At 60.1% G+C, this 23,696-nt stretch carries 31 protein-coding genes, 1 tRNA gene and 1 pseudogene; 2 read left to right on the forward strand and 31 right to left on the reverse strand.

The window, feature by feature from the left end:
• From AC4DF4_RS10795 to uvrA, 24 genes and pseudogenes are all read right to left on the reverse strand, one after another.
• A pseudogene (locus AC4DF4_RS10795) lies at nt 1–190 on the reverse strand (hypothetical protein); the annotation flags it as partial.
• A gap of 21 nt (nt 191–211) precedes the next feature.
• Nucleotides 212–568 (reverse strand): 50S ribosomal protein L18, encoded by a 357-nt coding sequence (rplR, locus tag AC4DF4_RS10800; protein ID WP_488257382.1) that lies wholly within the window; start codon nt 566–568, stop codon nt 212–214.
• Between the two features lie 41 nt (nt 569–609).
• Nucleotides 610–1,149, reverse strand: coding sequence for a 50S ribosomal protein L6 (gene rplF, locus AC4DF4_RS10805; protein WP_490048133.1), 540 nt, complete (start codon nt 1,147–1,149; stop codon nt 610–612).
• 29 nt (nt 1,150–1,178) lie between these two features.
• The gene (rpsH, locus tag AC4DF4_RS10810; protein ID WP_488257384.1) at nt 1,179–1,574 is read right to left on the reverse strand and encodes a 30S ribosomal protein S8; all 396 of its coding nucleotides are present in this window, start codon (nt 1,572–1,574) and stop codon (nt 1,179–1,181) included.
• A 33-nt stretch (nt 1,575–1,607) separates the two neighbouring features.
• Complete coding sequence (rplE, locus tag AC4DF4_RS10815; RefSeq protein WP_490048134.1) at nt 1,608–2,192, reverse strand: 50S ribosomal protein L5; 585 nt, start codon at nt 2,190–2,192, stop codon at nt 1,608–1,610.
• Nucleotides 2,193–2,251: 59 nt separating this feature from the next.
• On the reverse strand, nt 2,252–2,482 hold the full coding sequence (gene rplX / locus AC4DF4_RS10820) for a 50S ribosomal protein L24 (RefSeq protein WP_488257386.1): 231 nt from the start codon (nt 2,480–2,482) through the stop codon (nt 2,252–2,254).
• 34 nt (nt 2,483–2,516) lie between these two features.
• Nucleotides 2,517–2,882 (reverse strand): 50S ribosomal protein L14, encoded by a 366-nt coding sequence (gene rplN / locus AC4DF4_RS10825; RefSeq protein ID WP_488257387.1) that lies wholly within the window; start codon nt 2,880–2,882, stop codon nt 2,517–2,519.
• Between the two features lie 105 nt (nt 2,883–2,987).
• Nucleotides 2,988–3,257, reverse strand: coding sequence for a 30S ribosomal protein S17 (gene rpsQ, locus AC4DF4_RS10830; RefSeq protein ID WP_488257388.1), 270 nt, complete (start codon nt 3,255–3,257; stop codon nt 2,988–2,990).
• Between the two features lie 24 nt (nt 3,258–3,281).
• Nucleotides 3,282–3,476: a 50S ribosomal protein L29 gene (rpmC, locus tag AC4DF4_RS10835; RefSeq protein WP_488257389.1), complete on the reverse strand. Its 195-nt coding sequence runs from the start codon at nt 3,474–3,476 to the stop codon at nt 3,282–3,284.
• Between the two features lie 36 nt (nt 3,477–3,512).
• Nucleotides 3,513–3,932 carry a 50S ribosomal protein L16 gene (gene rplP / locus AC4DF4_RS10840; RefSeq protein WP_490048135.1) on the reverse strand — a complete coding sequence of 140 codons (420 nt, stop codon included), beginning with the start codon at nt 3,930–3,932 and terminating at the stop codon, nt 3,513–3,515.
• Nucleotides 3,933–3,983: 51 nt separating this feature from the next.
• Nucleotides 3,984–4,733, reverse strand: coding sequence for a 30S ribosomal protein S3 (rpsC, locus tag AC4DF4_RS10845; protein WP_490048136.1), 750 nt, complete (start codon nt 4,731–4,733; stop codon nt 3,984–3,986).
• Between the two features lie 33 nt (nt 4,734–4,766).
• Nucleotides 4,767–5,189 (reverse strand): 50S ribosomal protein L22, encoded by a 423-nt coding sequence (gene rplV, locus AC4DF4_RS10850; protein ID WP_490048137.1) that lies wholly within the window; start codon nt 5,187–5,189, stop codon nt 4,767–4,769.
• 20 nt (nt 5,190–5,209) lie between these two features.
• Nucleotides 5,210–5,935, reverse strand: coding sequence for a hypothetical protein (locus tag AC4DF4_RS10855; RefSeq protein ID WP_490048138.1), 726 nt, complete (start codon nt 5,933–5,935; stop codon nt 5,210–5,212).
• A gap of 26 nt (nt 5,936–5,961) precedes the next feature.
• The gene (gene rpsS / locus AC4DF4_RS10860; protein WP_488257394.1) at nt 5,962–6,234 is read right to left on the reverse strand and encodes a 30S ribosomal protein S19; all 273 of its coding nucleotides are present in this window, start codon (nt 6,232–6,234) and stop codon (nt 5,962–5,964) included.
• Nucleotides 6,235–6,269: 35 nt separating this feature from the next.
• On the reverse strand, nt 6,270–7,115 hold the full coding sequence (rplB, locus tag AC4DF4_RS10865; RefSeq protein ID WP_490048139.1) for a 50S ribosomal protein L2: 846 nt from the start codon (nt 7,113–7,115) through the stop codon (nt 6,270–6,272).
• 47 nt (nt 7,116–7,162) lie between these two features.
• The gene (gene rplW, locus AC4DF4_RS10870) at nt 7,163–7,447 is read right to left on the reverse strand and encodes a 50S ribosomal protein L23 (RefSeq protein ID WP_488257396.1); all 285 of its coding nucleotides are present in this window, start codon (nt 7,445–7,447) and stop codon (nt 7,163–7,165) included.
• Between the two features lie 23 nt (nt 7,448–7,470).
• On the reverse strand, nt 7,471–8,079 hold the full coding sequence (gene rplD, locus AC4DF4_RS10875) for a 50S ribosomal protein L4 (RefSeq protein ID WP_490048140.1): 609 nt from the start codon (nt 8,077–8,079) through the stop codon (nt 7,471–7,473).
• Between the two features lie 38 nt (nt 8,080–8,117).
• Nucleotides 8,118–8,753: a 50S ribosomal protein L3 gene (gene rplC, locus AC4DF4_RS10880; RefSeq protein ID WP_490048141.1), complete on the reverse strand. Its 636-nt coding sequence runs from the start codon at nt 8,751–8,753 to the stop codon at nt 8,118–8,120.
• Nucleotides 8,754–8,809: 56 nt separating this feature from the next.
• Nucleotides 8,810–9,118 carry a 30S ribosomal protein S10 gene (gene rpsJ / locus AC4DF4_RS10885; protein WP_488257399.1) on the reverse strand — a complete coding sequence of 103 codons (309 nt, stop codon included), beginning with the start codon at nt 9,116–9,118 and terminating at the stop codon, nt 8,810–8,812.
• Nucleotides 9,119–9,168: 50 nt separating this feature from the next.
• On the reverse strand, nt 9,169–11,310 hold the full coding sequence (gene fusA, locus AC4DF4_RS10890) for an elongation factor G (RefSeq protein WP_490048142.1): 2,142 nt from the start codon (nt 11,308–11,310) through the stop codon (nt 9,169–9,171).
• A gap of 31 nt (nt 11,311–11,341) precedes the next feature.
• A complete protein-coding gene (gene rpsG / locus AC4DF4_RS10895; protein WP_490048143.1) occupies nt 11,342–11,815 on the reverse strand; it encodes a 30S ribosomal protein S7 in 474 nt (157 codons plus the stop codon).
• A 34-nt stretch (nt 11,816–11,849) separates the two neighbouring features.
• Nucleotides 11,850–12,263 (reverse strand): 30S ribosomal protein S12, encoded by a 414-nt coding sequence (gene rpsL, locus AC4DF4_RS10900; protein ID WP_348216670.1) that lies wholly within the window; start codon nt 12,261–12,263, stop codon nt 11,850–11,852.
• 248 nt (nt 12,264–12,511) lie between these two features.
• A tRNA-Met gene (locus AC4DF4_RS10905) sits at nt 12,512–12,586 on the reverse strand.
• A gap of 94 nt (nt 12,587–12,680) precedes the next feature.
• Nucleotides 12,681–15,263, reverse strand: coding sequence for an excinuclease ABC subunit UvrA (uvrA, locus tag AC4DF4_RS10910; RefSeq protein WP_490048144.1), 2,583 nt, complete (start codon nt 15,261–15,263; stop codon nt 12,681–12,683).
• 316 nt (nt 15,264–15,579) lie between these two features.
• On the opposite strand from uvrA, the gene AC4DF4_RS10915 reads away from it, so the two are divergent.
• Entirely contained in the window at nt 15,580–15,831 is a 252-nt protein-coding gene (locus AC4DF4_RS10915; RefSeq protein ID WP_490048145.1) for a hypothetical protein, read from the forward strand.
• 645 nt (nt 15,832–16,476) lie between these two features.
• Here AC4DF4_RS10915 and lepA read toward each other — a convergent pair.
• From lepA to AC4DF4_RS10950, 7 genes are all read right to left on the reverse strand, one after another.
• Entirely contained in the window at nt 16,477–18,276 is a 1,800-nt protein-coding gene (gene lepA, locus AC4DF4_RS10920) for a translation elongation factor 4 (protein WP_490048146.1), read from the reverse strand.
• A 193-nt stretch (nt 18,277–18,469) separates the two neighbouring features.
• A complete protein-coding gene (locus AC4DF4_RS10925; RefSeq protein ID WP_490048147.1) occupies nt 18,470–19,720 on the reverse strand; it encodes a Gfo/Idh/MocA family protein in 1,251 nt (416 codons plus the stop codon).
• 70 nt (nt 19,721–19,790) lie between these two features.
• Nucleotides 19,791–20,543: a 3-keto-disaccharide hydrolase gene (locus AC4DF4_RS10930; RefSeq protein WP_490048148.1), complete on the reverse strand. Its 753-nt coding sequence runs from the start codon at nt 20,541–20,543 to the stop codon at nt 19,791–19,793.
• A gap of 204 nt (nt 20,544–20,747) precedes the next feature.
• On the reverse strand, nt 20,748–20,987 hold the full coding sequence (locus AC4DF4_RS10935) for a hypothetical protein (RefSeq protein ID WP_490048149.1): 240 nt from the start codon (nt 20,985–20,987) through the stop codon (nt 20,748–20,750).
• Nucleotides 20,968–21,750 (reverse strand): hypothetical protein, encoded by a 783-nt coding sequence (locus AC4DF4_RS10940; RefSeq protein WP_490048150.1) that lies wholly within the window; start codon nt 21,748–21,750, stop codon nt 20,968–20,970. The genes AC4DF4_RS10935 and AC4DF4_RS10940 overlap by 20 nt, the downstream gene beginning before the upstream one ends.
• 11 nt (nt 21,751–21,761) lie before the next feature.
• Nucleotides 21,762–22,214 (reverse strand): biopolymer transporter ExbD, encoded by a 453-nt coding sequence (locus AC4DF4_RS10945; protein ID WP_490048151.1) that lies wholly within the window; start codon nt 22,212–22,214, stop codon nt 21,762–21,764.
• Nucleotides 22,211–22,906 (reverse strand): MotA/TolQ/ExbB proton channel family protein, encoded by a 696-nt coding sequence (locus tag AC4DF4_RS10950; RefSeq protein WP_490048152.1) that lies wholly within the window; start codon nt 22,904–22,906, stop codon nt 22,211–22,213. Before AC4DF4_RS10950 ends, AC4DF4_RS10945 begins: the two co-directional genes overlap by 4 nt.
• Before the next feature lie 117 nt (nt 22,907–23,023).
• On the opposite strand from AC4DF4_RS10950, the gene pyrE reads away from it, so the two are divergent.
• Nucleotides 23,024–23,593, forward strand: a complete 570-nt coding sequence (gene pyrE, locus AC4DF4_RS10955) for an orotate phosphoribosyltransferase (protein ID WP_490048153.1) — start codon at nt 23,024–23,026, stop codon at nt 23,591–23,593.
• Nucleotides 23,594–23,696: the final 103 nt, after the last annotated feature.

The raw sequence follows: 23,696 nt of genomic DNA on the forward strand, positions 1-23,696 counted from the left end.
GCGGGCCGCCGCGACCGCGACCGCCCTGGCCGCCACCGCCTTGATAACCACCGCCGCCGCCACCCTGGTAGCCGCCGCCTTGGCCGCGGTTGCCCTGATAGCCGGAGCCGGCGACCGGGCCGAGAGGCAATGGTGCTGGAGTTGCTGCTGCCGGAGTTGCCGGCGTTTCGTTTTCTGGAATTGTTACCATGATGTGTGTCTGGTCAGAGCGTTAGAATTGGAGGCCGGCTTCACGCGCCGCGTCAGCGAGTGCTTTGACTTTACCGTGGTAGAGGTGACCGCCGCGGTCGAAGACGACGGCGCTGATGTTCGAGCCCTTGGCGCGCTCCGCGAGGAGTGCTCCGACTTTCTGGGCGCTCTCGACGTTCGAGGAGGCCTTTTCGAAAGACTTGTCGAGCGTGGAGGCGGAGACCAGGGTCTTGCCGGCCGCGTCGTCGATGACTTGGGCGTAGATGTGTTGGTTCGAGTAGTGAACGGCCAGACGTGGACGTTCGGCAGTGCCGGAAACCTTCCGGCGGATGCGGTTGTGGATCTTGCGACGGATCGACTTGCGATTGATGGTGCTCATGGTGCCGTAAATGTGTTGAGGTGTGGGGCGACGGTAATGGATTATTTGCCGACGCTCTTGCCTTCTTTGCGGCGAACTTTCTCACCGACGTAGCGAACGCCCTTGCCCTTGTATGGCTCGGGTGGATAGAAGCCGCGGACTTCGGCAGCGAACTGACCGACGAGCTGCTTGTCGATGCCTTCGACCTTGATCTTCGTATTCTCGACGACAGTGACGTTGAGACCCGAAGGGATGGGGTGAAGCAGCGGGTGCGAACGACCCAGCGAGAGGTCGAGTTCCGAGCCCTTGACTGCGGCGCGGAGACCGACGCCGATGATTTCAAGATCCTTCACAAAACCTTCCGACACGCCGACGATCATGTTCTGAACGAGGCTGCGGGCGGTGCCGTGGAGGGCTTTGTGTTGGCGAAGCTCGGTGGCGCGGGAGACGACGACAGTGCCGTCTTCGCTGGTGAGCGAGATGCCTTCGGGAAGCGGGAAGTCGAGTTTGCCCTTGGGGCCTTCGACGATCACCGTGCGGCCGTCAAGTTTGACGGCGACCTTCGCGGGGACAGAGATTGGTTTGAGTCCGACTCGTGACATGGTAGTGTTTTCCTTTGACGAGTTAGGGTTTACCAGACGTTGGCGAGGAGCTCGCCGCCGAGGTTTTGCTTCTTGGCGGAGCCGCCGGACATGACGCCTTTCGAAGTGGAAAGGATCGAGATGCCGAGGCCGGACATGACGCGTGGAACTTCACCCGCGCCGACGTAATGGCGGCGGCCGGGAGTGGAGACGCGCTTGAGGTCGGTGAGGACCGCGCGGCCGTCGATGAACTTCGGCTTGGCCTTGAGCGTGGTGCGCTCGCCAGTGACGACTTCATAGTTCCAGAGGTAGCCTTCTTCCTGAAGAATGCGGGCGATGTCGGCCTTGATCTTGGAGTAAGGAGCGGAGAATTCCTCATTGCCAGCGCGGGCGGCGTTTTTGAAACGCGTGAGGAAGTCGGAAATTGGATCGGTGAGAACTGCCATAATAGGATTCCTTTTAAAGTGTGGGTCCGGTGTTTAGTTGGCAGCGACGGCCTCGAGCTCGTTGGCCTTTTTCATGTCGCGGAAAGGCAGGCCAAGCTCCATGAGCAGGGCGCGGCCTTCGGCGTCGGTCGGTGCGGAGGTGACGAAGATCAGGTCGAAGCCGATGGTGCGCTTGATCTGGTCGATTTCGATTTCCGGGAAGATGGATTGGTCGCTGATGCCGCAGGCGTAGTTGCCGCGACCGTCGAACGACTTCGAGGAAATCCCGCGGAAGTCGCGGATGTTCGGAGCGGTGACGTTGATGAAGCGATGAAGGAATTCCCACATGCGCGGGCCACGGAGGGTGACGCGGGCGCCGAGGGCTTCTCCTTCGCGGAGCTTGAAGTTGGCGACGGCCTTCTTCGAGAACGTGATGGACGGGCGTTGGCCGGTGATCTTTTGGATCTCGTTGACGGCGTCATCGACGGCGACCTTGCGGTCCGGTGCCTTGCCCATGCAAGAAGTGACCACGATCTTTTCAAGACGTGGAACCTGATGGAGGTTGGTGTATCCGAGGCTCTTCTTGAGCGCGGGGACGACCTTGTCCTTGTAGTGTTGTTGTAGTGCTGGTGTGCTCATTTTTTTGCGGGTCAGCGCTGATTGCTCAGGCGCTTAAGCGCGGGCGGAAGCGAGATGCTTCAGCCCACTTTTTTGACATTGGAGATATGGACCGGGCCGTCGATGGTCTTGAGACCGCCGGAGTCGGCTTCAGTGGCCTTGACGGCCTTGATGATCGGGCGGCCACCTTCGACGGTGACCTTGCCCTTGGCGGCGTTCACAAGCAGCACGGTGCCGCGCTTGCCTTTGTGATTGCCTGCGATGATTTCGACTTGATCGCCTTTTTTGACGTGGGTCTTGATGCGGCTCATGAAATTGGAATAGGTGAGGAGTTAGGGCCGGGGTTCAGAGAACTTCGGGTGCGAGGGAAACGATTTTCATGAACGCGCGCTCGCGGAGTTCACGGGCGACGGGTCCGAAGATCCGGGTGCCGCGCGGGTTGTTGTCCTTGTCGATGATGACAACCGCGTTGGAGTCAAAGCGGAGGATCGAACCGTCGGCGCGGCGGATCGGATAGGCGGTGCGGACGACCACGGCCTTGACGACGCTGCCCTTTTTGACGGCGGCGGTCGGGATCGAGTCGCGGATGTGGCAGGTGATCACGTCACCGATGCAAGCGGTGCGGCTGCGCTTGCCGAGCACGCCGATCATTTTTGCGCTGCGCGCGCCGGTGTTGTCGGCGACGACGAGCATGGTTTCCATCTGGATCATAGTGAGTAAAAGCTGAGATTTTGAAAAGCTGAGATTCTGAAATGAAGAGGAAGTGAGTGAAGCTCTTTCAGCTTTTCAGATTCTCAGCATTTCAGCGTTTATTTTTTAGTGCGAGATGACTTCGGCGAGCGTCCAGCACTTCAGTTTCGAAAGCGGACGGGTCTCGACGATGCGGACGCGGTCGCCGATCTGGCCTTGGTTGCTCTCGTCATGCACGTAGTATTTCTTGGAACGCTTGACGATCTTGTTGAATTTCGGATGGGGAACACGGGCAACGTGTTCGACGACGAGGGTCTTGTCCATTTTGTTAGAAATGACCACGCCGACGCGGGTTTTACGGAGGTGGACTTGTGCGTCCGAAGGAGTCTCGCTCATGATAAGAATAGGTTGGATCTTGGATTAGGCGAGCGACTTGGCGGTAACCGCCGTGAGCACTTGCGCGGTTTCACGACGCACCTGGCGGATGCGGGCGGGATTTTCCAAAGTGCCGGTGGCGCGTTGGAGACGAAGGTTGAGAGCTTCCTGTTTGAGTTCCCGAAGACGGACTTCGAGCTCGGCGGAGGAAAGTTCGCTGGTAGTTTTGGCTTTGGCCATGGTTCAGACGGTATTAGATTGAATTGATCGAACGGATCAGGCGTGCGGATTGCGGGCGACGAGGCGGGTGCGGATGCCGAGCTTGTAGGATGCGAGACGCATGGCTTCCTTCGCTGCGGATTCAGGAACACCGCCGATTTCGAAGAGCATGTTGCCCGGACGGATCACGGCCACCCAACCTTCGACAGCGCCTTTACCTTTACCCATCCGTGTTTCAGGAGGACGCGAGGTGATCGACTTGTGTGGGAAAATCCGGATCCAGACTTTACCTTTCCGCTTGAGGGAACGGTTGATGGCGATCCGGCAAGCTTCGATCTGGCGGTTGGTCATCCATCCGCGGTCGAGGGTTTGCAGACCGAAGTCACCGAAGGCGACGGTGGTTCCGCGTTGGGCATTACCAGCTCGGCTTCCGCGGTGGCTTTTGCGGAACTTGGTTCGTTTGGGCATCAAAGGCATAACTCGGTCCTTCTAGGAAAAGTGTTGTTTGGGAATTGAGAGATTGAAATATCAGTTGCGTGGATTTGGACGACGGTCGCCGCCACGATCACCACCGCCGCCGCCACGACGATCGCCGCCGCGGTCACCACGATCACCGCGGTCGCCGCGACCTTGTGGTTGCTTGCCGGTGCCGTCGTCTTCCTTCTTGTTGACCCAGCACTTGATGCCGATGATGCCATACAAGGTGCGAGCTTCGGCAAAGCCGTAGTCGAGAGGAACACGGAGAGTCTGGAGAGGCACTTTGCCTTCGCGATAGCCTTCAGCACGGGCGATGTCCGCACCACCGAGGCGGCCGGCGCAACGGAGACGGATGCCTTCGGCACCGAATTCCATGGCGGTTTGCAGCGCGCGCTTCATGGCGCGGCGGAAGGAAATCCGGCGCTCAAGTTGCACGGCGATTTGCTCGGCGACGAGTTGGGCATCCAGCTCCGGCTTGCGGATTTCAATGATGTCGATCTTGACCTGGGCCCCTTTGCAGAGGTCGCCGATCTCCTTGGTCATCACTTCGATTTCCTTGCCTTGGCGACCAATGATCAGGCCTGGGCGTGAGGTGTGAAGAGTGACGCGAACGCTGTTCCATGCGCGCTCGATGACCACACGGGCCAAACCAGCATTCACGAGCTTGTTCTTCAGGTAGCCACGGATCGCGAGATCTTCGTGGAGCTTATCGGTGTAGTCTTTGCCTTTGGCATACCACTTGGAGCGCCAGTCCTTGTTGACGGCGAGGCGGAATGCGATCGGATTTACTTTTTGGCCCATGGTCGGTGAGGGATGAGATTAAATGAGAGGATTTCAGGCTTCTTCAGTTGCAGCGGCTGCAACGGGAGCTTCTTCGGTTTTCTTGGCAGCGGCCTTGCGGGCGACCTTCTTCTTCTTCTCGGGAGCGGAGCCGACGAGAGTGATGGAGATATGGCTGGTGCGCTTGAGGATCGGACCGGCGGAACCCTTGGCACGCGGCTTGAAGCGGCGAAGCGTCGGACCGGCGCCGATAACGGCTTCCTTGATCACGAGCGTCGAGGCATCGAGCGAGAAATTGTTTTCGGCATCCGCGATGGCGGTCTTGAGCGTCTTGCCAATGAGCTGTGCGGCTTTCTTGGGAGTGAAGGTCAATATATCGAGGGCGCTCGACACTGCGAGGCCTTGAATTTCCCGGGCGACGTCACGCGCCTTTTTAGGCGAGAGGCGAACGAATTTTGTGGTGCTTTTGACTTCCATGGGTCGTCGGACGTGAGTGGTTACTGCGCTGATGCTTGTGTTTCGAGAACGGCGAGATCGCCGGGGCGTGGGGATTCGGCGACGTTGTCGAGGTGTTCGACAAAGGCACCACTGACGCCCTTGCGGACGTCAGCGAGAATGGCGTTACCGTAGGGCTGTTGCCCGCGGGTGAGGCGAAAGGTCATGCCGATTTTAGCGCCTTGGCTTTCGCCAAGATTCAAAACCATCATGCCACTTTCTTGATCGAGACTGACTACCCGGGCCTGCTGCAATGAGCCGGTCCGAATATCGGGGCGGGGCTTCTGGCGCAGTCCGAGGACAGCGTCAAGCTCTCTTAGTGAAGTTTCTACACGAAGTCTTGCATCCGGGTCGGAAACCACCGCCAGGCGGAGGTAATCATTGACCGCGGCGGAAAGACGCGTGACGGAATTTTCGAGGTTGGTGGTGCGCTCGCTTGCGAGTTGCAAGTCCGCGGCGGCCTGGACGAGGCGGTCGTCCCCCCCGTCGAGCAGGTTCTTGCCGAGTGCTTCGAGACGCTCGCGGACCTGGGCCAATTGGCCGGACGCTTGCTTCTCTCCGCTGTTGGCCTCGGCGAGGCTGCGCTGGAGGGCCCGGTTCTGCTCCTGAAGATCGACGATGATTTCCTGAAACTCCCCGGCGTTCGGTGCCTGGCCCGCACACATCCCTGCAACGGCCAGCGACCCGAGGGCGGCGGCAAATGCTTGGAGATGGAAGGTGGAACGCATGGACGCGGGGAATGAACCTGGTTGAATTATTTCTTACCGATGCCGCCGTGGGTCTTGAAGATCCGGGTCGGGGAGAATTCGCCGAGTTTGTGGCCAACCATGTTTTCGGTCACGTAAACGGGAACGAAGGTCTTGCCGTTGTGGACGGCGAAGTTATGGCTGACGAAATCCGGCGTGATCATCGACTTGCGGCTCCATGTCTTGATGGGCTTGCGGTCGGATCCGGCTTCGGCGACGGCGTCGATCTTGGCGAGAAGCTTTTGATCGACGTATGGGCCTTTTTTAAGTGAGCGTGGCATGAAATCAGTGAGTTAGATGGTTCGCTAAAAGTGAATTACTTCTTCTTCGCTTTGTGACGGGACTCGACGATGAATACGCTGGTGGTCTTGCGCTTGTTACGAGTCTTCTGACCCTTCGCGTGGCCCCATGGGCTGGTAAGGTGCTGGCGACCACCACCGGACTTCGACTTGCCTTCGCCACCACCGTTCGGGTGGTCAACGGGGTTCATCGTCATCCCGCGGACGGTCGGGCGAACGCCCTGCCAGCGGGTGCGGCCGGCTTTGCCCGAGGTTTCGTTCATGTGGTCGCGGTTTCCGACTTGGCCGATCGTGCAGAAGCAGCGGTCGTTGAAGCGGCGGATTTCACCGGAAGGCATTTTCACGAGCGCCCAGCCGCCATCGCGGTTGGAAAGCACGGCGAGCTGTCCGGCGGCCCGGGCGACTTTGCCGCCGTTGCCAGGGATGAGCTCGATGTTGTGGATCGAGGTGCCGAGCGGCACGGCGCTGAGTGGCATGGCGTTGCCCGTTTTCGGAGCGACGTTGGCACCGGCGACGACGGTCGTGCCGACTTCCAGCCCGAGAGGAGCGAGGATGTAGGACTTCTGGCCGTCTTCGTATTGGATGAGGGCGATGCGGCAGGTGCGGTTCGGATCGTATTCGATGCCGACGACGGTTGCGGGTGCATCGTGCTTGCCACGACGGAAGTCGATCAGACGGTAGTGGCGCTTGTGGCCACCGCCGATGTGACGGGTGGTGATGCGGCCGGTGTTGTTGCGGCCACCGCTGCGCTTGAGAGGTGTGAGAAGACTCTTCTCAGGCTTGCTCTTGGTAATCTCGTCGAAGGACGGGAGATTCTTATAGCGGGCGGACGGGGTGATTGGCTTGAAAGTTTTCAGGGGCATGACAATCGGAACGTTAAAGTGTTACGTTTGGAGCTGCGTTATATCGCTTAGACGAGATCAAGCGATTCGCCTTCCTTGAGGCGGACGATGGCTTTTTTCCAGTGGTTGGTACGACCGGCATCGGCACGACGCTGGCGCTTGAGTTTGCCGTCGTAGTTGGCAGTGCGGACTGCCAGAACGGTTTTTCCGAAGAGTTGTTCGACGGCCTGCTTGATTTCAAGCTTGTTGGCCTTGCGGTCCACTTCGAGGGTGACCTCGTTGTTATTCTCCTGAAGCATGGTGGCTTTCTCGGAGAGGCGGACGTTTTTAATGACCTGGTAAATGTCTTTCATGATCTCGGTGTTAGGTCCGGGGTTCAGGCGGTGCGAGCCGCGAGGGTTTGCACGGCATCACCCACAAGGATGATGGTGTTGGCGAGGAGGAGCTGCTCGACGTTGACGTCCGAACCCGTGACGAGTTGGGCGTAAGCGACGTTGCGGGCGGCGAGGTAGGTGGAGTCGTCGAAGGAATTTCCAACCACGAGGATCTTGCCGAGAGGCGCGATGGCATCGAGAGCAGCCACGAAGGACTTGGTCTTGCCATCGGCGACGGAAAACGAAGGAACGGTCAGGACTTTGCCGGCGCTGACGAGGTCACCCAAGGTGCGGCGAAGAGCGAGCTTGCGGACGGTCTTCGGGACCTTCTTGGAATAGTCGCGGGGGCGTGGTCCGAAGACAACACCACCACCGACGAAGATCGGAGCGCGCTTGTCGCCGTGACGGGCGCCACCGGTGCCCTTTTGTTTGTAGATCTTGCGGTTGTTACCGGAGACCTCGCCCCGGGTCTTGGTGCAAGCGGAGCCGGTGCGGCGGTTGGCGCGATAGGCGACCACGAGATCGTGGACGGCTTGGCGACCTTTCTCGGCACCTACCAACACGAGGTTGGCGGCTTGAGCGTCTTCTGCGGTGAAAGTCTTAGCGGACATGACTGGGAATCGTGAGAGGTTTCAAAAATGCCACCGGATCAGGCGGACTTCTTCTTGGCTGGGCGGACGGTGACGTAGTTGCCGTTGGAACCGGGAACCGCACCAGAGACGAGGATGACGCCGTCTTCTTTGCGAACGGCAACGATCTTGAGATTTTGCACGGTGGCACGGGTGGTTCCCATGTGGCCGGGCATCTTTTGGTTTTTCCAAACGCGACCTGGGGTCGAGCGGCAACCGATGGCGCCGGTCCGGCGGTGCATCATGGAGCCGTGGGTCATCTTCAAACCACCGAATCCGTGGCGCTTGACGGCACCTTGGAAACCGCGGCCCTTGGATTCACCGATCACGTCGACCCATTGGCCTTCCGTGAAGGTGTCGAGACCTGGATGAACTGCTGGAAGCTCGACGCCGTTTTCGACGCGGAATTCCTGGATGAAACGCTTGGGAGCGCAACCGGCCTTCTTGGCGATGCCGAGAGCGGGCTTGGTGGCGCGTTGTTCCTTCTGATCGCCGTAGCCGACTTGGACCGCGGTGTAGCCGTCGGTTTCCGGAGTTTTGGATTGGAGAATCGTGTTACCGGAAACGTCGATAACAGTGACGGGGATCATGATGCCGGCCTGTTGGTCGAACAGGCGGGTCATACCGATTTTTTTGCCGAGGAGGCCGAGTGACATGGCTTTGGAAATTTGAGAGTTGAGATTTGAAATTTAAGTAACAGACGTTCCTGAACTTAGATACGGATGGTGATGTCGACACCGGCTGGCAGGTTGAGCTTCTTGAGCTCATCCACCGTGCGGGCGGTTGGATCGACGATGTCGAGAAGGCGCTTGTGAGTCCGGATTTCGAACTGCTCCATCGACTTTTTGTTCACGTGAACCGAACGGTTGACCGTGAACTTCTCGATGCGGGTTGGAAGTGGGATCGGGCCGGCGACACGGGCTCCCGTGCGTTTGGCGGTCTCCACGATTTCTTGGGCGGAGCGGTCGATGGCGCGATGGTCGAAGGCGCGCAGGCGGATGCGTATTTTCTGATTTTCCATGGTGGAGAAGTTGTTTGACGGTTTACGTGGTTGGGCTACAGGGCGAGAAATCAGCCTAAGCGGTCGCTGACGATTTCTTCGACGATATTGGTTGGGACCTGCTCGAAGTGCGATGGAGTCATCGCATACGAAGCGCGTCCCGAGGAGAGGGTGCGGACGGCGGTGGAGTAGCCGAACATTTCTTTGAGAGGGACATTGGCATGCACGATGGAGAGCTTGCCTTTGGACTCGGTGTTCTGGATCTGTCCGCGGCGGCGGCTCAAGTCGCCCATGACGTCACCTTGGTAATCGTCAGGGGTGGAAACTTCCACGGCCATGATCGGCTCGAGCAGGATGGACTTGGCTTTCTTGAAGCCGTCCTTCATGGCGAAAATGGCCGCCATGGTGAAAGCGTTTTCGTTGGAATCAACGTCGTGGTAGGAACCATCGAGGATTTCGACATGCACGTCGATGACGGGATAACCGGCGACGATGCCGTTGGTCATCGACTCGTTGATGCCTTTGTAAACCGCGTTGATATATTCTTTAGGAATGGTGCCGCCGATGACTTTGTTCTCGATGGTGAGTCCCTTGCCTTTTTCGTTCGGCTTAACGGAGAGGATGACGTGACCGTATTGGCCGCGGCCGCCGGACTGCTTGATCAGCTTGCCTTCGCCGCCAGCGGCTTGAGTGATGGTCTCGCGGTAGGCGATTTGAGGAGCGCCGGTGTTAGCCTCGACTTTGAACTCGCGGCGGATGCGGTCGATGATGATCTCCAGGTGGAGTTCACCCATTCCGGAAATGATCGTCTGCCCGGTTTCCTCGTCGGTCTTGACCATGAAGGTCGGATCCTCTTCGGAGAGACGGCCGAGTGCCATGCCCAGTTTTTCCTGGTCGGCTTTGGTACGGGGTTCGACGGCCATCGAGATGACCGGTTCCGGGAAAGTCGGGGGCTCGAGAACCACGTCGTGGTTTTCGGCGGCGAGGGTATCGCCGGTGGTGACATTCTTGATGCCGACCATGGCGGCGATGTCACCGGAGTAGCAGGCGTCGATGTCCTTATGCTCGTTCGCCTGGATTTGAATCAAACGGCCGACGCGCTCGGAGCGGCGGGTGCGGGGATTGTAAACCGTGTCGCCCTTGCGGATGACGCCGGAATAAACGCGGAAGAAAACCAGTTTGCCTACGAACTTGTCGGCCCAGAGTTTGAAAGCGAGGGAAACGAACTTTTCGTTGTCCGAGGTGACGACTTCGATGTGTTTCTCGTGGTCGTCGGGGTCCATGCCGATCGCCGCAGGAATGTCGAGCGGGCTTGGGAGGTAGTCGATCACCGCATCAAGCAGATACTGGACACCTTTGTTTTTAAAAGCGGAGCCACCGGCGACAGGCACCAGCAGGTTGTTGATCGTGGCGCGGCGGATGCCTTGCTTGAGCTCTTCGAGAGTGATCGGCTGCTCGTTGAGGAATTTTTCGCCCACGGCTTCATCGACGTCGGCGACGGCGTTGACGAGTTCGTCGTGAGCCTGTTTGCAGAGATCGATCAGATCGCCTTCAAGTTCCTTCACCGTGTAGGTGGAGCCGAACTTGTCGTCGTCGGAGTAGTAGATCGCCTTCTGGTTCACCACGTCGATCTGGCCGATCAACTGGTCTTCGGCACCGATAGGGATCAGGATGCGCACGGCGTTGGCGCCTAACTTGTCCTTCACCTCGTGGAAGACGCTGTCGAAATTCGCGCCGGTCCGGTCCATCTTGTTGACGAACACGATCCGCGGAACGTGGTATTTCGAAGCTTGCCGCCAGACGGTTTCGGTTTGCGGCTGAACACCGGCGACACCGCAGAAAACAACGATGCAACCATCCAACACGCGGAGGGACCGCTCGACTTCAGCAGTGAAGTCAACGTGTCCCGGCGTATCGATGATGTTGATGCGGTTCTTCTGTCCCGCGAAAAGCTTGGTCATCCCGGCCTCCTCATGCTGCCACCACTCAGTGGTGACGGCGGCGGAGGTAATCGTGATTCCACGCTCGCGCTCTTGCTCCATCCAGTCGGTCGTCGCGCCACCATCGTGGACTTCGCCGATTTTGTGAATCATCCCTGTATAGAACAGGATCCGCTCGGTGAGCGTCGTCTTGCCCGCGTCAATGTGCGCGGCGATCCCGATATTTCGGGTGCGCTCGAGCACGTATTGGCGGTTTGGACTATTCGGATTCACGGACGGAATTTGCTGGAGCGCGTATCTGGAATTAGAAACGGAAGTGAGCGAAGGCGCGGTTGGCTTGCGCCATCTTGTGCACGTCGTCGCGTTTGCGGACGGCACTGCCTTGGTTGTTGGCGGCGTCCTTGATCTCGTTGGCGAGAGCGACGTGCATCGGAGTGCCCTTGCGGTTGCGGGCGTAGTTGACGAGCCAGCGCATGGAGAGCGACTCGGAACGGTCCGGAGCCACTTCAAGCGGCACTTGATAGGTAGCACCACCGACGCGGCGGGATTTCACTTCCACGCGTGGTTTGGTGTTCTCAACGGCGCGGGTGATCACTTCGAGAGGGTCGATGGTATCGACACCTTCGTTGGCGCGATCGATCGCGGCGTAAACGATGCGTTGAGCGAGTGAACGCTTTCCGGATTCCATCACCTTGGTAATAAGGTGACCAACGAGGGCGCTGTCGTAGCGAGGATCGCGACGGTCTGGCTTGGTAAAGATGCGCTTGCGGCGTGGCATGGCGTTGGGATGGTGAGTTGGTTAAATTGGAGAATTACTTCTTCCCGCCTTTTTTGGCAGGAGCGGCGACGGCACCGGGTTTCGGACGCTTCGCACCGTATTTGGAGCGGCTTTGGCGGCGCTTATCGACACCGAGGGTATCGAGCGAACCACGGACGATGTGGTAGCGCACACCCGGAAGGTCCTTCACCCGTCCGCCGCGAACGAGGACGATGGAGTGTTCCTGGAGGTTGTGGCCTTCACCGCCGATGTAGGCGATGACTTCGAATCCGTTAGTGAGGCGCACCTTGGCGACCTTACGGAGAGCCGAGTTAGGCTTCTTGGGCGTCCGAGTCATGACTTGAAGACATACTCCGCGGCGCTGTGGGCAGTTGACAAGAGCGGGTGACTTCGACTTTTCGGCCGGAGTGAGGCGTCCCTTGCGAACGAGCTGATTGATGGTCGGCATGATTTCCTTGCGGTGGTTCTGATTTTCCCATGGGGACAAACCGGAGCGACGACAAGGCGACCTTGTAGTAGCTTTTTTCCGGAGCTGGACCCGATAAATTTTCCCTGTAATTTGAGCCGCTTCGAAACCAATCGTCAGCGGCCCTCGCTGTGGGGGGGGCGACTCTAGGAGCCGAACCCAACCTGACAAGCCCTATTTTGAAATTTTCTTCTAATTTCACATCAGAAGCGGCGATTGTTTGAAAAACCTGGTGGCAGCGGGCGGATTCGAACCGCCGACCAAGGGCTTATGAGTCCCCTACTCTACCGCTGAGCTACGCTGCCCAGGTTCTCCAGAGGCGGATGCCCCGTCAGGAGGCGAGGTCGGTAACGGTCATGACGAGAATTGTCCACCGGAAATTTGAAAAATCATCCGCAGTCAATGGCGCGCGGCCAAAGCCCGTCCCGTGGGCGACTTCTTATTCTTCCGGATCGCGTCAGGAGGTCCTTCCGCGACAAGCAATCCGCCGTGGATTCCCCCGCCCGGCCCGAGCTCGATCACCCAGTCGGACGCGGCGATCACATCCAGCTGGTGCTCCACCACCAGCACGCTGTGGCCCGCGTCTCGCAGCCGGAGAAACGCAGCCAGCAGCTTCTCGACATCGCCGAAATGCAACCCGGTCGTCGGTTCGTCGAAGAGATACAACGTGTGAGGCGCCTGCGGTTTCGCCAATTCCACCGCCAACTTCAGCCGCTGCGCCTCGCCGCCGGAAAGCGTGTTCGCCGGCTGCCCGAGTTGCAAATACCCCAGTCCGAGGTCCTCCAACGTTTCCAAAATCCGGTGGATTTTCGGAATCGGCCGGAAAAACGCCCGCGCCTCGCTCACGGAAAGCGCAAGCACCTCCGCGATGGATTTCCCTTTATAAGTCACCTCCAGCGTCTCGCGATTGAACCGCCGCCCGTTGCAAGCCGGACACGGCACCCACGCGTCCGGCAGGAAATGCATCTCGATTTTCAACCGCCCGTTCCCTTGGCACCGCTCACAACGCCCGCCCGCCGCGTTGAAACTGAAGCGCCCCGGACCGTAGCCGCGTTGTTTCGACAAATTCAGCTTGGTGAAAAGGTCGCGCACCAAATCGAACACCCCGGTAAAGGTCGCCGGATTCGACCGCGGGCTGCGCCCGATCGGCGACTGGTCCGCCACCACGAATTTCTCGATTCGCTCCAGTCCCTCGATCCCGTCATGTTTCCCCGGAGCCTCGCCCGAGCCGTTGAAATGCCGCGCCAGCGCCCGCCTCAAAATATCGTCCGCCAGCGTCGATTTCCCGCTGCCGCTCGGCCCGCTCAGACATACCAGCCGCCCCAGCGGAATCGCCACATCCAGATTTCGTAAATTGTGCTCCCGCGCTCCACGAATCACCAACTCACCCGCCGTAGCGGCGATCACCGGTCGCCGCGTCTCCCCCGTCTTCTTCCCCCTCAACCACTCCCCCGTCGGCGAATCAATCTCCCCCGGTACCCCCGCCGCCAGCAGCTCCCCACCCGCCGCGCCCGCACCCGGCCCGATATCAATCAACCAATCAGCCGCCCGGATAATCTCCTCATCGTGCTCCACCACCACCACCGTATTTCCCAAATCCCGCAACCGCGTCAGCGCCCCGATCAACCGTGCCGTATCCGCCGCGTGCAGCCCGATGCTCGGCTCGTCCAGCACGTAAATCACCCCGGAAAGCCCCGCACCCAGCTGCGTCGCCAGCCGGATCCGCTGCGCCTCGCCGCCGGAAAGCGTCCCGCTCGTCCGCTGCAACGTCAGGTAATCCAGCCCCACCTCCATCAAGAACGCCAACCTCGTCCGCACGTCGCTTGCCAGCCGCTTGCAAACCTCCGCCTTCGCCGGATCCGGATGAAATCCCTCCATCCACCGCATCGCATCCGCCACGCCCAGCTCACAAAAATCCTGAATCCCCAGCCACTCTTCCTTCTCTTCCCTTCGACGTTCGATGTTGAGCGTTCGATGTTCGATGTTCCCTCCCTGAATCTTCACCGCCAGCCACTCCGGCTTCAACCGCTTCCCGCCACAAACCCCGCAAGGCCGGTGCGCCATGAACTTCGCCAGCTTCCGCCGCGTGATTTCCGACTTCGCCTCGCGATACCGCCTCAAAGTCTTCTCCGCATCCTCTCCCTCTGCCAGCAGCGCCGGATCGCAAAACATCTCCGTTCCCAGCCCCTCGCACGCCTCGCACGCCCCGATGTGCGAGTTGAAGGAAAAATGCTTCGGCGAAATCTCCTCCACTACGAACCCCGTCCGCGGATTCCGATAACTCGTCTGAAACGCCAGATCCCGCCACGCATCCCCACCCGGTTCCTGCACCGCCGCCCGCGCCTCCGCCCCGCACAGTCGCAGCGCCGTTTCCACCGAATCCGCAAGCCGCGATTCCACCCCCGGCCGGATCACGAACCGATCCACCACGATCTCCACCGCCGCCGGAAACTCCGGCCATTTCGCCGCCGCCTCCTCGATTTCCAAAACCTCCCCGTCCACCCGCACCCGGATGTATCCCTGCCGCTGGAGATCTCCTAACAATCTCGCCGGTTCCCCCAACTCCTCTTTCGGCAGCGGTGCTAACAAAACCACCTTCGTCCCCTCCGCCAGCGCCGCCAGCACGTTCACGATGTCCGCCGCGCTCATCCGCTCCAGCCGCTCGCCCGTCACCGGATCATGCGGAATCCCCGCCGCCGCCCACAGCACCCGCAGGTAATCGTAAATCTCCGTCGCCGTCGCCACCGTCGAGCGCGGATTCAGTCCCCCGCCCCGCTGCTCGATCGCGATCGCCGGACTCAGCCCCTCGATCGAATCCACATCCGGCTTCTCCAACTGGTCGAGAAACTGCCGCGCATACACCGACAGCGATTCCACATACCGCCGCTGCCCCTCGGCATACAACGTGTGAAAGGCCAGCGACGACTTCCCCGATCCGCTAGGCCCCGTGATCACCACGAGCTTCCCCCGCGGGATGTCCACGTCGATGTTCTTTAAATTATGCTGCCGTGCCCCACGGATTCGGATCGCGTCCACACGCCCACAACAATCCGCCACGCAAAAACTTCCAAGCCTCAAACATCCCAGCGGTTTCCCGAAGAGACCGCCTGAACGCCGTGGCGGGTCGCGTTGAAAGAGCTCCTTCCTTAAAATGGCCGTTGCGTCTCGCCGCAGGCCTCGTCCGGAGCGGCTCGCTCCGAGTCCGAATTTCTCCCAATCCGTCAGAAATTCACCCACCCTGACCTTCCCCAAAACCGATCCATCACCCACGATCTGGCCCCGCACTAAAATTGTTCTTATGAACACTCTTCGTGCCATCCATCTACCAACCCGCCGCCCCCGCGCCTCTCCCCTCTGGCAAATCCTCACCGCCGCTTGGGACTCTTTCCTCGCCTCCTACGAGAAAAAACACCGCCCCACCCTCGGTCCGCTCCGCCCCAACGTCTTCACCGCCGTCCGCAACTTCCTCCGCTGCGGCGACCTCGCCGCCGGCTTCCTCCGCTTCCACTGCCCCGACTGTAGCGGCGTGTCTATGACCGTCGCACTTTGACCCTCTCCAATGCCCGTGCTGCAAAGCTCCCATGAAACTCGCCGGTGCCGTCAAACGCCCCGAGCAGATCGAATTTTTTCTGCGGCTCCTCGGCTTGTGGGAAGGCATCATCCAGCTCCCGCGCCCACCGCCACCTCATTTTGACATCGAGACCATGGAACCTATCGAGCCTCCCTGGCAGGCGATCAAGGAATGGATCCCTGACGCAGAACCCGATCTCGATTGGTTCAATCGTCCCCGGAATCCCAATGAGCCTGACCCAGACTGGTTCGACCAAAGCCAAACATGGCAGGCACCCGAAATCCATTTGGAAGACAGGCGCATCCTGATTCTCAGGATACACTTGAGGGGCGTCCCGCCTGTTTGCCAATTCGAAAAACCGCCGCCAAAAGAAATCTTGGCAAAGCGGCCCGGAAAGCCACGTTCGCACCGAATGAAAACCGCCGTGAAATCTCCCAATCCCGCCAAATCCCGGCGTCCAGCGGAGCATTCTTCCTTTCAGCGTTTCAGTTTTCAGCATTTCAGCTCTACCCAAATCCCCCCTTTTTCCCCCGCCTCCGGTCCGGCCACCCGCTCTTTCAACGGCCTTCATCTCAAAAGCAATTTCCTAGCAATCAATTGCCGGTTCGAAACCGCCGCCACGGGTCAATCCCCGCTCTTGAGCACCTTGATGAAGGCGTCCTGCGGGATGTTCACCTTGCCGAACATCTTCATCTTCTTCTTTCCCTCCTTCTGCTTCTCCAACAGCTTGCGCTTCCGCGTGATGTCGCCGCCGTAGCACTTGGCGGTGACGTTCTTGCGCATGGCGGAGATGGATTCGCGGGCAACGATCTTGCCGCCGACGGCGGCCTGGATGGCGACGACGAAAAGGTGCGACGGGATGACTTCCTTGAGCTTGCCGGCTAACAAGCGGCCGTAGGATTCCGCCTTGTCGCGGTGGACGATGGTGGAGAACGCCTCGACCGGATCGCCGGCGATGAGCATGTCCATCTTGACCATTTTCGCTGCGCGGTAGCCGGCGTGTTCGTAGTCCATCGAGCCGTAGCCGCGGGTCATGGATTTGAGCTTGTCGTTGAAATCGACAAGGATTTCCGCGAGCGGCAGGACGCAGGAAAGCATGACGCGGGTGTCGTCGATGGTTTCGGTGTTGGTAACGTCGCCGCGTTTTTCGAGGACGAGCTGCATCATGTCGCCGATGTATTCGCCGGGGACCATGATATAGACGTTCACGACCGGCTCGCGGATTTCCTGGATGCCTTGCGGGTCGGGGAAGAGCGTCGGATTGTCGATGATGCGCTCGGTGCCGTCGGTCATCGTGACGTTGTAGATCACGGACGGATAGGTGGAGATGACGTCCATGTCGAACTCGCGGCGGAGGCGCTCCTGGATGATTTCCATGTGGAGCAGGCCGAGGAAGCCGCAGCGGAAACCGAAGCCAAGTGCGGTGGAGCTTTCCGAGGCGTAGGTGAAGGCGGGGTCGTTGATCTGGAGCTTGCCCATCGCCATTTTCAGCGCCTCGTAGTCGGAGGAATCAACCGGATAGATGCCGGAGAACACCATCGGCTGGATTTCCTTGTAGCCGGGCAGCGCCTCGGGGCACGGGTGGGTGTTGTCGGTCATCGTGTCGCCGACCTTCACCTCGCTGGCGGATTTCATGTTGGCGATGACGTAGCCGACGTCGCCCGCGGAGAGGACTTCGCGCGGGCTCATCTTCGGAGTGAAAACGCCGACTTCCTTGACCTCGTAGGTTTTCCCGGTGGCCATGAGTTTGACGCGCTGGCCCTTGCGGACGGTGCCGGAGAAGACGCGGACGTAGGAAACGACGCCGCGGTAGGTGTCGTAGAGCGAATCGAAGACCGAACAGCGGAGCAGCTTGTCGGGATTTTCCACCGGCGCGGGGACGCGGGCGATGATGGCTTCGAGGATTTCCTCGATGCCGATGCCGGCCTTGGCGGAGCACGGAATGCAGTCCTCGGCGGGGATGCAGAGGATTTCCTCGAGCTGCTTCTTGCACTTCGGCACGTCGGCGGCGGGCAGGTCGATCTTGTTGAGGACCGGGATGATGAGCAGGTTCTGCTCGGTGGCGAGGTGGAGGTTGGCGACCGTCTGGGCTTCGACGCCTTGCGCGGCATCGACCATCAGGATCGCGCCTTCGCAGGCGGCGAGGGCGCGGGAGACTTCGTAGGAGAAATCGACGTGGCCGGGGGTGTCGAGCAGGTTGAGCTTGTAGGTTTTGCCATCCTTGGCCGTGTATTCCATGGCGACCGGGTGGGACTTGATGGTGATGCCTTTTTCGCGCTCCAGATCCATCGAATCGAGCTGCTGGGCGCTGCTCTCCCGCATCGTCACGGTGCTGGTCATTTCCATCAGCCGGTCGGAAAGCGTGGTTTTCCCGTGGTCGATGTGGGCGATGATGGAGAAATTACGGGTCAGCTCGGTGGACATGGGCAAAGGAAAGTCGGCGGGGTCGGGGCGAGGGAAAGCAGGAAATCCACGACAAGGCACGAAAAATAGATTGGGAAACCAAAACGCGGAAGGCTCGTATAATTTATCTGTCGCTTTACAGTGAGCCGGAGGATAAATCCTCCCTTCTGCGGGAAACCCAGCCTCTCTGGCAGAACCAACCTTCAGGGCTTGTTCACGCCTTCAACCCGGTCGTGTCGAACTTGAACGCCTTCTTCGAGTTCACCGCGTCGTCCCACGTCACCACTTCGCCACCGCGATAGCAGGCCTCGCGCGCGAGCAAGGCCAGGTAGTGGCTCTGCACGCTCGCAGCCACGGTTTCCTGGGCATAGTTGCCCTTGGTCATGTTGTCGTAAAACGTGCTCCAGTTGTTGGCGATGCCGATGGTGTAAATGCTGCGGATCTTCTCCTTCATGAAACGGTCGCCGAAGAACGACTTTTCACCGCGGATCATCACCTCGCCGGAGTAGTCGGCAAGGAGACTGCCACGGCTGCCGTGGAGCTTGAAGTCGATCGCATGGTGGTTCGGCAGATCATGTCCGTCGAAGCGTTTTCCGCGGAACATCACCTTGAAACCCGCGCCGTAATCGAAGGTCGCCACCCAGTGGTCCTGCACATCGCCAGGTCGCGGCTGCGGCAGCTTGTCGAGCAACACACGCCCGCAGAAACCAGTGGCCGACACCGGGTTGCGGCCTATCATCAGGCTCGCCATGTCAATGGCATGAATGCTGTATTCGATGATCGATTCACCGCACAAGTCGCGCCACTGAAGCCAGTTCTTGAGCTTGGCTTCCTGACTGTCCTGCGGGACGGCAAGCTCGAACGCCGGGCACGACGCCTCGATCTCCCCCCACCCCAGTTCGCCGAGGTCACCGGCCGCCACCAGACGCGCGGCCTCCCGATAGTGCGCCAACGCCCGGGCCTGGAAATCCACAAGGAAGCAACGCTTTTTCCCGGCCGCCTTCGCCGCCGCCGCCTCGATGCGCACCACGCCCGGGGCATCCACGGCGATCGGTTTCGCCAACCAGACATGCAGTCCCGCTTCGACCGCCGCCTCCGCCTGCTCCGGATGAAAATACGGTGGGGTGAGAATCGCGATGATGTCGATTCCTCCGGCATCGATCATTTTCTGACAACAATCCAACCCGGTGAACCGGCGGTTCGCCGGAACCTTGAATTTCTCCCCCTGCACGTCCACCTCGCTTTGGAAGTAATCGGCCAAAGCAACAATCTCGAAGCGCCCGTCCTTCAGCGCCATTTCGCCGACAATGCTTGAGCGGCCTCCGCAACCCACGATGCCGATGCGGAACTTGCCGCCCGCTTTCTCCTGGGCGGATGCCAGGCCAGGCAGCGCGAATGCGGCGCTTGCCAAACCGGCCTTGTTCAGGAAATCACGACGCGAGTGGAGGAATGTGGAGTCGGACATGGTGGTGACGTTGTTTGGGGTGTTTCGTGGATGGTTTTCGTTGAAAGGCCGTTTTTGATGGCGCGGAAAATCATTTCCCCAACTCAGTTAGTTCCACCTTGCGGAATTCAACCTCGGCACCTTCAGCTTGCAAGGCGATTTTGCCTGAAGTGGCGGTGCTTTTGCTGCCGTGGTTCACCCGCGTGCCATTGACATGCACGATGACTTCATCGCCCTTGCAAACAATCTCCATGGTGTTCCATTCGCCGAGCGGTTTTTCGGAGCCGTCGGTGAGATTGACGATGCGGCGCGCGTCGGTGGCTCCACCGCCAAATGCTTGGTTCGGATCCGTGCGCGGGCGGCGCTTTTCCATTTCGGGAACCTCGATGTTTTCGACGATGCACCAGAAGTCTCCGGCGTCTTGGTGCATCATCTGAACCTCGATCGACTGCGGAAACATGTTACCGCGCATGCGCGGAGTCGAGGCGTGGACCAGCACGCCGCAATTGCCGGGCTCTTTCGAAAAACGGTATTCCACCACCAGCTTGTAGTTGGCATAGACCGCCTCGGTGACCAGGTGGCCGAGCGGTTTGCCGAGGCTCACGAGCATGCCATCACGGACGATGAAACTCGGCGGAGTCGCATTCCACCAGGCACCCTTGCGGGTGTCGAAGGTCATGATGCCATCCTTGATCGGGGCGTCGTTGGCTTCCGACAGTTTGTCGCGCGCCGGCACATCCATGGTCCAGCCATCAAGGTCCTTGCCGTTGAAGAGTGGAATGGGTTCCCCTGCGATCACGAGGGAGGGAATGAGGGTAAGGAGGCAAGCCAATGCGCGCTTCATCCTGCAGGATACGGCCGAAGAAAGGTTTTTTATCATCCAATGCAGCCTACTGGTAGGCCCGCGCGGGAAGGACGACGCCTGCTTCCGCCGTCCCGATGGCTGACGAATGGGTGGATGGGGTTTGGGATTCAGGAGAACGTCCTAACCAAAATCCTGGTTCGGTATTCAACATTGGCCGTTCGATGTTCGATGTTCGATGTTCGCCTACCCAAGCCGGCGGCTGCGGTCTTTTTCATTCGTCGCGCCGCAGATCGGGCAATCGACGGTTTTCACATGGCTGGCGTCTTCGAAGGCGTGCAGGCAGAGCCGGCAAATGACGCGGTTCGCGAGCGAGCGCTTTTCCGCCCGCGCGTGCAAGGTGCGCGAAACCACCGCGAGAAACGGCACCAGCACGAAGGAGCCCAGCAGCACGAAGAGCACGAAATCAGCGAGCGTCAGGTCCATCGGCGACAGGTTGGTTGGTGAATCCGATGCCCACGGCGATCCAGCGGAAGGGCTTTTCAAGCTCCGGCTTGAACTGGATTTGGTGCAGCCAGGCCTCCAACTCCGGAGCCCCCGCCTCGCCGCCTTTTTCGAGCGAAACGCATTCCGCCACGCCGCCATCGGGATTCAAACGCACGAGAAAGCGCCAGGACGCGGAGGACATCGCGCCATCGACCGCAGCTTCAAACGGCGGGAGAGTTTCCGGCAGCGTCGCGGAGGCCTCCCCCGAAAGCGGATAGAGCGCGGGCGCGAGTTTCAGCTTGGCTAGCTCCGGCGGGTTGGTGGATGGCGGGGTGCGCTTCGGGAAAAACGACTGCCCCTTGGCCGCCAGCTCCACCTGCGGAACCCAATTTTCCGCCGGCAAATCCGCCACTGCAGGCACATACGGCTGCGGCTGAAACCGGACCGCATCCAGCGCGGCGGCTTCCAAGGCGGCCATCCCTTCCCACTGCGACGGCTCGAAGCGCGAAGGAAACGGCCCGCCCTCGTGCGCCCGCAGGGTCAGCGCCCGGCCTTCCGCATCGTCGCGCAGATAAATCACCGACGCCTTCCGCGGCGAGGATTTCTCCAACGCAGTCACCCGGATCCGCACCGACGTGATCAAAATCACGAATGCCGCGCCCACGAAAACCAAGGCGAACAACTTCGGCAACAGCAGCGTCTTGCTCGTGCTCCAGCGAAACAGCCACTGCGGGGTGCCCGCCAACTTGTGCGGTTTGACCATGCCGTCCGCCATCATTCAGCCGCTTTTTTCGAACTGGGAACCATGGCGGAAGGCGGGTTCTTCCCGACCAGCGCCAAGCGAAACCCCTTGTCCAGCACCAGCTCCGTGACCTCGCGCTCGATCCCGACCGGCATGCCGCGGTCGGTCTGAAGCAGCACGATCGCCTTCGTCGGCGCGCCATCCGCCCGCAGTTTGTCAAGCCGCCCGGCAAGTTCCTGCACGGTCACCGCATCGCGCCCGAAATGAATCCGCGGCCCCGGCTCGCCCGGCCCCAGCGTGACCACGATCGAATCCTGATAACGCTCCATTTGAAACCGCGACGGCGCCAAATCCACCGCCACGCCCGATTGTAAAACCAAGGAGGGTCCGAGCAGGAAAAACAACTGCACCAGCGCGAAAATATTGAGAATCGGCACCGCATGCAGAAATCCCGGACGCTCCGGCAGGGTCATTTCCAGTTTCATTTGGCAGGTTCCGGTTTGGCCTTCACCGGCTTTTTCCCGGCCGTCACCTCGCCGCGGAACGGCGCGAACTCCTCCTCCTCCCGCGCGTCCGCGATGAGATTGACCATTTCAATGCCCGCCCGCTCGATCCGATGCACCAACCGTTTCGCCCGGCCGAGGAAATAGAGGTAAAACAAATACAGCGGGATCGCCACCGTCAGCCCCATCACCGAGGTGATCAACGCCGTGAACACCCCCGCCGAAAGCTCCGCCGGGCCGGTGAATCCTCCTTGCTCGCTGACTTTTTGAAAGGTTTCCAACATCCCGACCAAGGTTCCGAGCATCCCGACCAACGGCGCAAGCAAGGCCACGCCAAGGATAGCCCGGATGTTTTTCTCAATCCGCGGCACCTCCATCTGACCCGCCTCCTGCACCACGTCCCGCAAATCCGCGCGCGGCAAATAATACCGCAGCAGCGCCGCGTGCGCCACCCGCGCCACCGGTCCCGGCGCCCGCGCCGCCTCGTGCAAAGCCTCCGCGAACGCCCGCCGCCGGATGTGATGCGACAAGCCGACCAGCAAATCCCCGACGTTGATCCGCGCCCGGTGGAAGAAAAACAAGCGCTCCACCACGCACACCGCGCCGATGAATGCCAGACCCAGCAGCACCCACACCAGCGGGCCGCCCTGCTCGATCAACCCGGAAGGTTCCATCAATCCCAAAATCATCTGGCCGAAACCTAAATCCTCCCCCACCCCGCTGGCTAGCACACAAATCGCTCTTTGGGTTTTTCGGCTTTTCAGAAATCCCCCTTTCCCCATCATCCCGCCATGCTCCAAACCGCCTCCGCGCTCAAAAAACTCCTCCTCCAGAAATCCGTCCGCACCGGAAACTTCACCCTCGCCTCCGGCGCGCAAAGCGACCTCTACATCGACTGCCGCGTCACCGCGCTCGATCCCTTCGGAGCCCTGCTCATCGGCGACCTCGGCTGGCACGCCGTCCGTTCCAAGATCCATTCCGAGCACCTCCAGATCGACGCCATCGGCGGCATGACCCTCGGCGCCGACCCCATTTCCCTCGCCGTCGGCATGGCCTCCGCCATGAAAAACCCAGCCGAAGCGCTCCAGGTCTTCACCGTCCGCAAGGAGCCCAAAGGCCACGGCGCGGGCAAACAGATCGAAGGCAATTTCCAATCCGGCCACACCGTCATCGTCGTCGATGACGTCATCACCACCGGCGGCTCCACGCTCAAAGCCATCGACGCCATCGAGCGCGAGGGCGGGAAAGTCGCCTTCGCGCTCGTCCTCGTGGACCGCGAGGAAGGCGGCCGCCAAGCCATCGAAGCGCGCGGCGTCCATGTCATTTCGCTGTTCACGCGCAGCTCGCTGCTCGACGAGTGAACGGCTAACCCACCCTCCGCGGGGTCCGCTTTTGCTTGCGCGGGATCGTTTCCGCGCCTCCGATACCGGTGCCGATGACTTTTCCGCCCAAACTTTTCCTCCT

The sequence above is a fragment of the Luteolibacter sp. genome (genome assembly GCF_058122085.1).

Bases quoted from the DNA above. Each gene is read 5' to 3' on its own strand.
- rplR (WP_488257382.1), bottom strand. From the start codon at position 568: ATGAGCACCATCAATCGCAAGTCGATCCGTCGCAAGATCCACAACCGC.
- rplF (WP_490048133.1), bottom strand. From the start codon at position 1,149: ATGTCACGAGTCGGACTCAAACCAATCTCTGTCCCCGCGAAGGTCGCC.
- rpsH (WP_488257384.1), bottom strand. From the start codon at position 1,574: ATGGCAGTTCTCACCGATCCAATTTCCGACTTCCTCACGCGTTTCAAA.
- rplE (WP_490048134.1), bottom strand. From the start codon at position 2,192: ATGAGCACACCAGCACTACAACAACACTACAAGGACAAGGTCGTCCCC.
- rplX (WP_488257386.1), bottom strand. From the start codon at position 2,482: ATGAGCCGCATCAAGACCCACGTCAAAAAAGGCGATCAAGTCGAAATC.
- rplN (WP_488257387.1), bottom strand. From the start codon at position 2,882: ATGATCCAGATGGAAACCATGCTCGTCGTCGCCGACAACACCGGCGCG.
- rpsQ (WP_488257388.1), bottom strand. From the start codon at position 3,257: ATGAGCGAGACTCCTTCGGACGCACAAGTCCACCTCCGTAAAACCCGC.
- rpmC (WP_488257389.1), bottom strand. From the start codon at position 3,476: ATGGCCAAAGCCAAAACTACCAGCGAACTTTCCTCCGCCGAGCTCGAA.
- rplP (WP_490048135.1), bottom strand. From the start codon at position 3,932: ATGCCTTTGATGCCCAAACGAACCAAGTTCCGCAAAAGCCACCGCGGA.
- rpsC (WP_490048136.1), bottom strand. From the start codon at position 4,733: ATGGGCCAAAAAGTAAATCCGATCGCATTCCGCCTCGCCGTCAACAAG.
- rplV (WP_490048137.1), bottom strand. From the start codon at position 5,189: ATGGAAGTCAAAAGCACCACAAAATTCGTTCGCCTCTCGCCTAAAAAG.
- AC4DF4_RS10855 (WP_490048138.1), bottom strand. From the start codon at position 5,935: ATGCGTTCCACCTTCCATCTCCAAGCATTTGCCGCCGCCCTCGGGTCG.
- rpsS (WP_488257394.1), bottom strand. From the start codon at position 6,234: ATGCCACGCTCACTTAAAAAAGGCCCATACGTCGATCAAAAGCTTCTC.
- rplB (WP_490048139.1), bottom strand. From the start codon at position 7,115: ATGCCCCTGAAAACTTTCAAGCCAATCACCCCGTCCGCCCGCTATAAG.
- rplW (WP_488257396.1), bottom strand. From the start codon at position 7,447: ATGAAAGACATTTACCAGGTCATTAAAAACGTCCGCCTCTCCGAGAAA.
- rplD (WP_490048140.1), bottom strand. From the start codon at position 8,079: ATGTCCGCTAAGACTTTCACCGCAGAAGACGCTCAAGCCGCCAACCTC.
- rplC (WP_490048141.1), bottom strand. From the start codon at position 8,753: ATGTCACTCGGCCTCCTCGGCAAAAAAATCGGTATGACCCGCCTGTTC.
- rpsJ (WP_488257399.1), bottom strand. From the start codon at position 9,118: ATGGAAAATCAGAAAATACGCATCCGCCTGCGCGCCTTCGACCATCGC.
- rpsG (WP_490048143.1), bottom strand. From the start codon at position 11,815: ATGCCACGCCGCAAGCGCATCTTTACCAAGCCAGACCGTCGCGATCCT.
- rpsL (WP_348216670.1), bottom strand. From the start codon at position 12,263: ATGCCGACCATCAATCAGCTCGTTCGCAAGGGACGCCTCACTCCGGCC.
- AC4DF4_RS10915 (WP_490048145.1), top strand. From the start codon at position 15,580: ATGAACACTCTTCGTGCCATCCATCTACCAACCCGCCGCCCCCGCGCC.
- lepA (WP_490048146.1), bottom strand. From the start codon at position 18,276: ATGTCCACCGAGCTGACCCGTAATTTCTCCATCATCGCCCACATCGAC.
- AC4DF4_RS10925 (WP_490048147.1), bottom strand. From the start codon at position 19,720: ATGTCCGACTCCACATTCCTCCACTCGCGTCGTGATTTCCTGAACAAG.
- AC4DF4_RS10930 (WP_490048148.1), bottom strand. From the start codon at position 20,543: ATGAAGCGCGCATTGGCTTGCCTCCTTACCCTCATTCCCTCCCTCGTG.
- AC4DF4_RS10935 (WP_490048149.1), bottom strand. From the start codon at position 20,987: ATGGACCTGACGCTCGCTGATTTCGTGCTCTTCGTGCTGCTGGGCTCC.
- AC4DF4_RS10940 (WP_490048150.1), bottom strand. From the start codon at position 21,750: ATGGTCAAACCGCACAAGTTGGCGGGCACCCCGCAGTGGCTGTTTCGC.
- AC4DF4_RS10945 (WP_490048151.1), bottom strand. From the start codon at position 22,214: ATGAAACTGGAAATGACCCTGCCGGAGCGTCCGGGATTTCTGCATGCG.
- AC4DF4_RS10950 (WP_490048152.1), bottom strand. From the start codon at position 22,906: ATGGAACCTTCCGGGTTGATCGAGCAGGGCGGCCCGCTGGTGTGGGTG.
- pyrE (WP_490048153.1), top strand. From the start codon at position 23,024: ATGCTCCAAACCGCCTCCGCGCTCAAAAAACTCCTCCTCCAGAAATCC.